At 67.8% G+C, this 7,582-nt stretch carries 8 protein-coding genes; 3 read left to right on the forward strand and 5 right to left on the reverse strand.

Annotated elements, in window-relative coordinates; genetic code table 11:
* Window positions 1-298: 298 nt before the first annotated feature.
* Window positions 299-2,218 carry a DNA mismatch repair endonuclease MutL gene (gene mutL / locus TSO5_RS25225; RefSeq protein WP_109154212.1) on the reverse strand — a complete coding sequence of 640 codons (1,920 nt, stop codon included), beginning with the start codon at window positions 2,216-2,218 and terminating at the stop codon, window positions 299-301.
* A gap of 60 nt (window positions 2,219-2,278) precedes the next feature.
* Window positions 2,279-2,644 carry a hypothetical protein gene (locus tag TSO5_RS25230; protein WP_109154207.1) on the reverse strand — a complete coding sequence of 122 codons (366 nt, stop codon included), beginning with the start codon at window positions 2,642-2,644 and terminating at the stop codon, window positions 2,279-2,281.
* A gap of 247 nt (window positions 2,645-2,891) precedes the next feature.
* Between TSO5_RS25230 and TSO5_RS25235 the strand changes: the two genes are divergently transcribed.
* The gene (locus tag TSO5_RS25235) at window positions 2,892-4,106 is read left to right on the forward strand and encodes a DUF3095 family protein (RefSeq protein WP_109154208.1); all 1,215 of its coding nucleotides are present in this window, start codon (window positions 2,892-2,894) and stop codon (window positions 4,104-4,106) included.
* Window positions 4,107-4,134: 28 nt separating this feature from the next.
* Here the strand turns inward: TSO5_RS25235 and TSO5_RS25240 are convergent, their stop codons facing one another.
* Complete coding sequence (locus TSO5_RS25240) at window positions 4,135-4,572, reverse strand: YccF domain-containing protein (protein ID WP_109154209.1); 438 nt, start codon at window positions 4,570-4,572, stop codon at window positions 4,135-4,137.
* Between the two features lie 284 nt (window positions 4,573-4,856).
* Between TSO5_RS25240 and TSO5_RS25245 the strand changes: the two genes are divergently transcribed.
* Entirely contained in the window at window positions 4,857-5,405 is a 549-nt protein-coding gene (locus TSO5_RS25245) for a hypothetical protein (RefSeq protein ID WP_109073883.1), read from the forward strand.
* 254 nt (window positions 5,406-5,659) lie between these two features.
* Window positions 5,660-6,361, forward strand: coding sequence for an alpha/beta hydrolase (locus tag TSO5_RS25250; RefSeq protein ID WP_109154210.1), 702 nt, complete (start codon window positions 5,660-5,662; stop codon window positions 6,359-6,361).
* A 90-nt stretch (window positions 6,362-6,451) separates the two neighbouring features.
* On the opposite strand, the gene TSO5_RS25255 is transcribed toward TSO5_RS25250, so the two are convergent.
* A complete protein-coding gene (locus tag TSO5_RS25255) occupies window positions 6,452-7,123 on the reverse strand; it encodes a response regulator transcription factor (protein WP_109154213.1) in 672 nt (223 codons plus the stop codon).
* A gap of 300 nt (window positions 7,124-7,423) precedes the next feature.
* Window positions 7,424-7,582 (reverse strand): LuxR C-terminal-related transcriptional regulator (locus TSO5_RS25260; protein ID WP_146203838.1); only part of this gene is annotated, 159 nt, incomplete at its 5' end.

Consider the following 7,582-nt stretch of genomic DNA (forward strand, 5'->3'; position numbering starts at 1 on the left):
CTTCACGGCCAGATAGTTCGAAGAGCTTTGGAGTCATGTTGGCCAGAATGAGATTTCGCACCTCTTCTGCATAGAACAGATAAAGAGTCACCTCTATTGACCGGTATCGCATAACATTGAGATCAAGCGCAGTAGGTCGACGGCCGAAAGGGCTGTCATATTGGCTAAATGGAAAGTTGCGACCGAATAGCTTTCTTCGGCGGACTTTTGTAAAGCCATGCATTATTTTATTCCATATTATGAATCATAAAATTATAAATTACTGAACGACTCTCTTTGGTTTATGCTAGCGCTCTTCCTACCTCCGCCCAAACAGCCTCTCAATATCCGCCAGCTTCAGCTCCACATACGTCGGCCGGCCGTGGTTGCATTGTCCGCTGTGCGGAGTCGCTTCCATCTGCCGCAGCAGGGCGTTCATCTCGTCGACGCTCAGCGTGCGGCCGGCGCGGACGCTGCCGTGGCAGGCCATCGTCGCGCAGACCTCCTCCAGGCGTTCCTTCAGGGAGAGGGCGTCGCCCAGCTCGGACAATTCCTCGGCCAGATCGCGGATCAGGTTCTTCACATCGGACTGGCCGAGAAGGGCCGGAACCTCGCGGACCATGACGCAGCCGTGGCCGAAGCCTTCGATCACCAGACCAAGCTCCGCCAGCTCGGCGCTGCGGGCCAGCAGGCGGTTGGCGGATGGCTCGTCCAGCTCGATCAGTTCGGGGATCAGCAGCGCCTGACGCTTCACGCCGCCTTCCAGCAGAGCGGCCTTCATCCGCTCATAGACCAGCCGTTCATGGGCGGCGTGCTGGTCGACGATGACGATGCCCTCGCGGGTCTGGGCCACGATGTAGGTGGTGTGGACCTGTGCCCGCGCCGCGCCCAGCGGGTGACTGTCGAGCGGCGGCTCGGGCTTCTGCGCGGACGGGTCGGGGGTGCGGTATTCCGGCGGGCGGGCGCCAGGGGCGAAGCCGTTGCCGAAGCCGCTGAGACGGCCTTGCAAGGGCGGCAACCCCGTCTGGGTCGGTGCCTGGAAGGCGGCGGAGCGCTCCGCCAGACCGCGCGGCACGGCGGTCGGGGTGTAGGAACCGCCCCAGCCGCTGCCCGAACCGCCACCGGAACGGCCGTAGGGCAGGGGAGAAGGGGTGAAGCCGCTGTCGGTCCCGACATCGCCGGACTGCTCCGGCCGCAGGGCACCCAGCGTGGCGAGGCCGACGGTGGTGGAGGCGCGGTGGCCGGCCTCGGCAAGGGCGTGTTTCAGCGATCCGACGATCAGGCCGCGCACCAGACCCTGGTCGCGGAAGCGCACCTCGGCCTTGGCCGGGTGGACGTTCACGTCGACCTCCTGCGGGTCGATGTCGAGGAATAACGCCAGCATCGGGTGGCGGTCGCGCGGCAGGAAATCGGCATAGGCGGCGCGCACGGCACCGACCATCAACTTGTCGCGCACCGGGCGGCCGTTGACGAACAGGTGCTGGTGCTTGGCGGTCGGTCGGTGCAGGGTGGGCAGGCCGATCCAGCCGGCCAGCGATACATCCTCGCGCTGTGCCATCACCGGAACGGCGTTCTCCTGGAAATCGCGGCCCATCAGGGCGCCCAGCCGGGTCAGGCGTGCGTCCAGCAGGTCGCCCTGCGCCGCGCTCAGCCGCAGGCCGCCGCGTCCGCCGTCGCTGAGGGTGAAGGCGACGCCGGGATGGGCCATCGCCAGCCGTTCCAGGCAATCGGCGATGTGGTCGTATTCGGTGCGCGAGGCCTTCAGGAACTTCAGTCGGGCCGGCACGGCGGCGAACAGGTCGCGCACCTCGATCCGCGTGCCCTGGGCCAGGGCCGCCGGCTGCGGCGATCCCTTGGCACCGGCATCCACCGTCAGGCTCCAGGCGCTGTCGGCGCCGCGGGCGCGGCTGGTGATGGCCAGGCAGCTGACGGCGCCGATGGAGGGCAGCGCCTCCCCCCGGAAGCCGAGAGAGCGGATGTCGAGCAGATCGTCGCCCGGCAGCTTGGAGGTGGCATGGCGTTCGACCGCCAGAACCAGCTCGTCCGCGGTCATGCCGCAGCCGTCGTCGGTGACGGCGATCAGCGACTTGCCGCCGTCGCGCGCCACCACGTCGATGCGGGTGGCGCCGGCATCGATGGCGTTCTCCACCAGCTCCTTGACGGCGGCGGCGGGACGTTCGACCACCTCGCCGGCGGCGATGCGGTTGACCAGTGTTTCGGGAAGCAGTCGGATCGGCATGCCCATAGATATAGTGGCAGCCGGCGCGCGGCACCACCATCTTCGGCCATGTTTGCGCGCTTACAGACCCTTCAGGGCCTTCATATAGTCGACCAGCTTGCGTTCGTAGAAGGGCTGCGGCGACTGGTAGCGGGCGACGAGGCCGGCCTCCGCGGTCAGCTTCACCACGATACCCATGCAGGACACGTCGACCGGATCGCCGCCGATGTCGAACTGCAGGCGGAAGTCGAACTTCTGCTTGGCGATCAGGTCGCCGTCATAGGGACGGATGCGGAAGGAACCGAGGACGAACTCCTCCGGCACATATTCGTGGTGGTCGATCACGATCTTGGGCAGGGAGGACGGGCGCTCCTTGCGCGGTTCCGCGGCGGCCTTCGTGCCACCCGGTTCCTTGTTGCCTCCGGAAAATCTCGACAGCCAAGACATGAAGAGCGACGTCCCCTCGTTTCGAAGACCTGAAACCGTGCCGACATATTCCGACAGTTTCGGCGCCATATCCTTTAACAACGGTTAATGACGTAAGCATCGGTTACGGCTTGGAAATTTCCGTATTCAGGATCCGCTTCGACGGTGATGTCGCTCGACTTTCAGGGTTCCACCACCCTGCCGCCCTGGCCGGGGCCGTGCTACGGTCGACCCTCGCCTTGCCGTTGCCCGTTGGGGAGGGTCCGCCATGCCGCTGTTGCCGGTGATCCGCGATTTCGCCGCCGAGGCCTCGGACCCACGGCGCTATGCGGCGCTGGACGGCGGATGGTCGCTGGCGGTGGCCGACGTCACCGGCAGCACGCAACTGGCCGGGCAGGGCCGTCACCGAGACGTGAATTTCGTCGCCGCTGGTGTGGTCGCGGTGCTGTCCGACGCGGTAAGGGTCGGGCAGGAGCAGGTAGCTTGCCAGTTCGGTGGCGACGGCGCCATCGCTGCGGTGCCGTCGGGGCGGGAGGACGCGGCACGGACCGCGCTCTCGGCGCTCGCCCACTGGTCGGCGGAGGTGATGGACGTGCCGCTGCGCGTCGGGCTGGTGCCGGTGCGGGCGCTGCTCGACCACGGGCTGGAAGTCATGGCCGCCCTGCACGATGTCGGCAACGGCAACAGCTTCGGGCTGTTCCTGGGCGCCGGGGTGGTGGCGGCCGACGCCTGGGTGAAAGAGGATGCGCGCTGGCGCCTGCCGCCGCAGAAAGGGCCGCTGCCGGGGCTGGAGTCGGTGTCCTGCCGCTGGAACCCGGTGCCGCCGCGGCGCGGAACCGTACTGTGCGTGATCGTCGATGCGGTCGATTCCGGTGCGGCCGGGCTGCTGGAACTGGCCCGCGTCCAGCGCGCGATCGAGGCGATCGTGCCCACCGCCGGGGCCGCTCCGCTGGGGGTGGGGGAGCGGCTGGAGGCGCGCTGGCCGCCGGATTGGCGCGCCCTGCTGATGGAGGCGCGCGGCGGCAGGGACGGCGCCGGTTTGGGCACGCGCATCCGGCGGGCGGGCAAGGCCTTGGCAGGGTCGGGGCTGCTGGTCCTGCTGCTGAAGCTGGGGCTGTCGCTCGGCGGCTTCGATCCGCAGCGCTACCGCCGCCACATGGCGGAGCGCACCGATTTCCGCAAATCGGCCGGCGGGCCGCGGCTGGTGCTGGACGTGACGGAGGGGGAGGCGGACGCGATCGAAAGGCTGCTGGCCCAGGCGGCCCAGGCCGGCTCGATCCGCTACGGCACCGCGCGGGCCGATGCCACCACCGTCACCTGTCTGGTCGGCGATGTGACGGCCGACCGCCATGTGCATTTCGTCGACGGCGCCGGGCTGGGCTTCTGGCGCGCCTCGGTCATGCTGAAGGCGATGAAGGCGCGGGAAAAGGCCGGGCAGGAAGGTGGGGCGGCGAAGGGGATGGAAACCGTCGCCCCAAGCTGAGTTGGCGGAAGGTGCCGCAGGACCGGGATCAGAACCGCCCGGCCACGCGCCGGCCGACGTCGTCCGACGGCACGATCTCGGTTCCGATCGGCCAGAGAGCCAGCAGCGCAAGCTTCAGATGCGCCCAGGCGAAGGGCAGGCCGATGATGGTGATGGCAAGGCCGACCGCCGAGATCAGATGGCCGAGCGCCAGCCACCAGCCGGCCAGCACGAACCACACCACATTACCCACGAAGCCCAAGGCGCCTGTGCCCATGTCTTCGCGCCCGCGGAACTCATCCCGGCGTACGGCGGTTTGCCCAAAGGGGAGCAGGGTGTAATGGGCGATGGTCAGGGCGGACCGGGCCCAGGGCAGGCCGACGATGGACAGAGCCATCAGAACCGCGGCCAGCAGCCAGCCCAGCGCCATCCAGATGCCGCCCGTGACCAGCCACAGCAGGTTGAGGAGAAGACTGAGCAGAGACATGACACGAAACCCTCCCTTTCGCCGCAGATGTGGGGACGGTCGTACCGCGCGCCTAGAGGTGGGCCGTTCAGATCGTGGCCTTTCGGGCTTTGGCCACTCCAAAGATGGAGCACCCCGTCCGGCGGCGCGAAAGAGGGGGTGGTGTATGCCATCCATGCCTTGAACCGTATCCGTTCGGTCCACAGATCCGGTACAGGCATCATGACGACGCATCCGGACGGGTCCTTCGTCGGCAGCATCGCCGGCGGGCCGCCCGTTTCCGGTTCACACGGATCGGAGGCCGCATGAACGAGGCTTTGAACACCGACTCCGGCGCCGATGCGCCGAACGTCCCGGGCGACGGCGAATCGCTCTCGCCGGTGGTCGCTGCCATCCTCGGCACCGCCGTCGCGGCGGCGGCCAAGCGCGGCGGCAACGGCGATGTGGTCCGCGGGCTGATCGCCGGTCTGCGCATCCTGCGCGCCACCGTCGAGGAGGAGGCCGGCTACACCATGGCCGCCGCGGTCGACAACGCCATCCGCACCCGCCTGCTGGCCGACAACCTGTCGCGTCTGCGCGTCAGCGGGGAGAAGCCGCAGGCCATCCCATTGCCGGATCCCGGACCGGGCGCCAGCGCCGCGGCGGCCATCTTCGAAAGCGCCGCGGAATCCTGCCTGACCGTGAATGCCCATGCCGAGGACAACGGGCCGCTGGAACATGCGGTCTTCGCCTTCACCGCACAGTTGCTGCAACAGTTGGGTGGAGCACCGGAATGGCGCAGCCTGGCCGGCGAGCTGCGCCGCCCGCTGGCGGTGGCACCGGATGGCGAGGGCGAGGAGGTGACCCTGCATTGACCGCTTGGCATTAACCGCTTGCCTTGCCGGCCGGCGGCCTGTGGTCCGGACTTATCGGCAAGTCTTGGAATTTGCTTTGCTTTTGTCGTGTTTCGGCGGCGGCTGAAACCTTTTGCGGGCAGGACGGCTTTTCGGGCCGTGTTAAGGTTTCTGCCCGATTTATCGTACGGGACGATTTGGGTTCCGCTTCGTTAGGGTTGGCTTCGGCGATGGGGCAGTCCCATCGCGGAACGCCAGCACCGGGGACCGCGACCGTGTTCTTTCACACCCAGCCTTCCACCGTCCGCGCCGGACGGGCAAATGCCGCCCGCTTTCCGGTGACCGGCTTGGCCGTGGACGGGGCCTTGAAGGGGGTGGGCGACCGTACGGCCGACCGTGCCGGCGATCCTTCCGGACGGCGGGTGATCTTCCTTCATCCCGGCAAGGGGGCTTGGTGGCGCCTGCTGGACCATGTGCCGACGGGCCAGGAATGGCTGACCGTGCCGGCGTCGGCCGGGGCGGCGATCCTGTCCCCCCTGCTGGTTGAGCGCGGCGGGCGCCGGCCGGTGCTGGTGGCGGGGGCGGTGACGGCGCCGCTCGCCATCGCCGCGGCGCTGGATTACCCGGAGCGGGTCGGCGGTGTGATGATCGTCGACGATGTCGGGGCCGAATCACCGATGCGCCGCCGTTGGAATGCGCTGGCCGGCCGCTTCGGATGGGCGCTGCCGGCGGTTCTGTCCGGCGATCTGGGAGATCTTGTTTCCGAATTGCCGGCGGTGCGGGTGCCGGTGACCCTGATGCAGGGCAGCGACCCGGCCGGCCTCTTTGCGAGGCTGGAGGACGGGCTGACCGGCTGCCGGACCTTGACGGTCGTCGCGGTGCCCGACGCCGTCGCCGTCCGCCCGCGGACCCATGCGGCCGAACTGCGTGGCGCGCTGCTGGCGCTGGTCTCCGCGGTGGAGCGCGCGCAGCGGTAGGAGATCGGCGTTAGGAGAAAAGAGGTGGTAGCGGACCTGCGCGGTGCAGGTCCTCCCCCATCACAAACTCCGGCGTCACAAACTCTAACGTCACAAACTCTGGGCGGTGAGAGCGGCCTGGGTGCGGTTGCGGACGCCGAGATGCCGCAGGATCGCGGTGACGTGGACCTTCACCGTGCCTTCCGTCAGCCCCAGCTCATGGGCGATCTGCTTGTTGGATTTGCCGTCGCGCAGGCGGGCCAGAACGTCGCGCTGGCGTGGCGTCAGCTGGTCGCCGTTGCCGTTCCCCAGCGCCGTGGACTCGTCCATCGTGTCGCCGGAGCCGTTCCCACCGTGGCCGCCATGCATCTGCTCGACACGGTCGCCGCCGCGGATCGCCTGTTCGGGAAGATAGATGCCGCCGGCAAGCACCAGCTGCAGCGCGCCCAGCAGAACCTTGGCGCTGGAGGATTTCGGGATATAGCCGGCGGCGCCGTTCTCAAGGGCCGCCAGCAGGTCGGAGCGCTTCTCCGATCCCGACACCACCACCAGAAGCGCCTTCGGCAGGCTGGCATGAATGTCGCCGAGCGCCGAGAAGCCGGTCCAGCCCGGCATCCCGAGATCGAGCAGGATCAGGTCGAAGGGTCTGGTCCCATCGCACAGTGCCCGCACCTCGTCATAGGTGCTGGCTTCGAAAAACGTCATGTCGGCGTCGAATTGCGCCAGCAGCCGGCGCAGACCGTCTCGGAACAGCAGGTGATCGTCGGCGATCAGCACGTTCATCGCGGGCATTTCCAGAAGGTTGCGGCGATCCGACACCGGGATGGCGTCATCGGCCCGGACGTTCACATAGGAACGCCCGTTCTGACGCTGTAGTTCGCTTTTGGTCTTAGACCGCTTCCTCTATGCCCGTCGCCCTTTCCTGGCCGAGGGGCCGGGCCACACCCCGAATTCAGGGTTCCGGAAACGGAAAAGCGCTGCAAAAGGCAACGCTCCGCTCCGCCGACCGCCTGCCCCGGATGGAAGGGGCGGGCGGCCTGGACGGAAGGCGGGCGAGACCTTTTGGCAGAGCGGTCGAATGGATCAGACGGTGGCGGCGACGCCGGCCTCGGCAGTCTGGTCGCCGATGCCGTTGTTCAGCGCCCAGATGGCGGCCTGGGTGCGGTTGGAGGCGTTGATCTTGCGCAGCAGGCTCTTCAGGTGAACCTTCACGGTGGCTTCCGTGATGTTCAGGTGGTTGGC

This window comes from Azospirillum sp. TSO5, from assembly GCF_003116065.1.
Classification (GTDB): Bacteria; Pseudomonadota; Alphaproteobacteria; order Azospirillales; family Azospirillaceae; genus Azospirillum.

Excerpts from the sequence above, each read along its gene's own strand:
- mutL (WP_109154212.1), bottom strand. The coding sequence starts at position 2,218 with ATGCCGATCCGACTGCTTCCCGAAACACTGGTCAACCGCATCGCCGCC.
- TSO5_RS25230 (WP_109154207.1), bottom strand. The coding sequence starts at position 2,644 with ATGTCTTGGCTGTCGAGATTTTCCGGAGGCAACAAGGAACCGGGTGGC.
- TSO5_RS25235 (WP_109154208.1), top strand. The coding sequence starts at position 2,892 with ATGCCGCTGTTGCCGGTGATCCGCGATTTCGCCGCCGAGGCCTCGGAC.
- TSO5_RS25240 (WP_109154209.1), bottom strand. The coding sequence starts at position 4,572 with ATGTCTCTGCTCAGTCTTCTCCTCAACCTGCTGTGGCTGGTCACGGGC.
- TSO5_RS25245 (WP_109073883.1), top strand. The coding sequence starts at position 4,857 with ATGAACGAGGCTTTGAACACCGACTCCGGCGCCGATGCGCCGAACGTC.
- TSO5_RS25255 (WP_109154213.1), bottom strand. The coding sequence starts at position 7,123 with ATGAACGTGCTGATCGCCGACGATCACCTGCTGTTCCGAGACGGTCTG.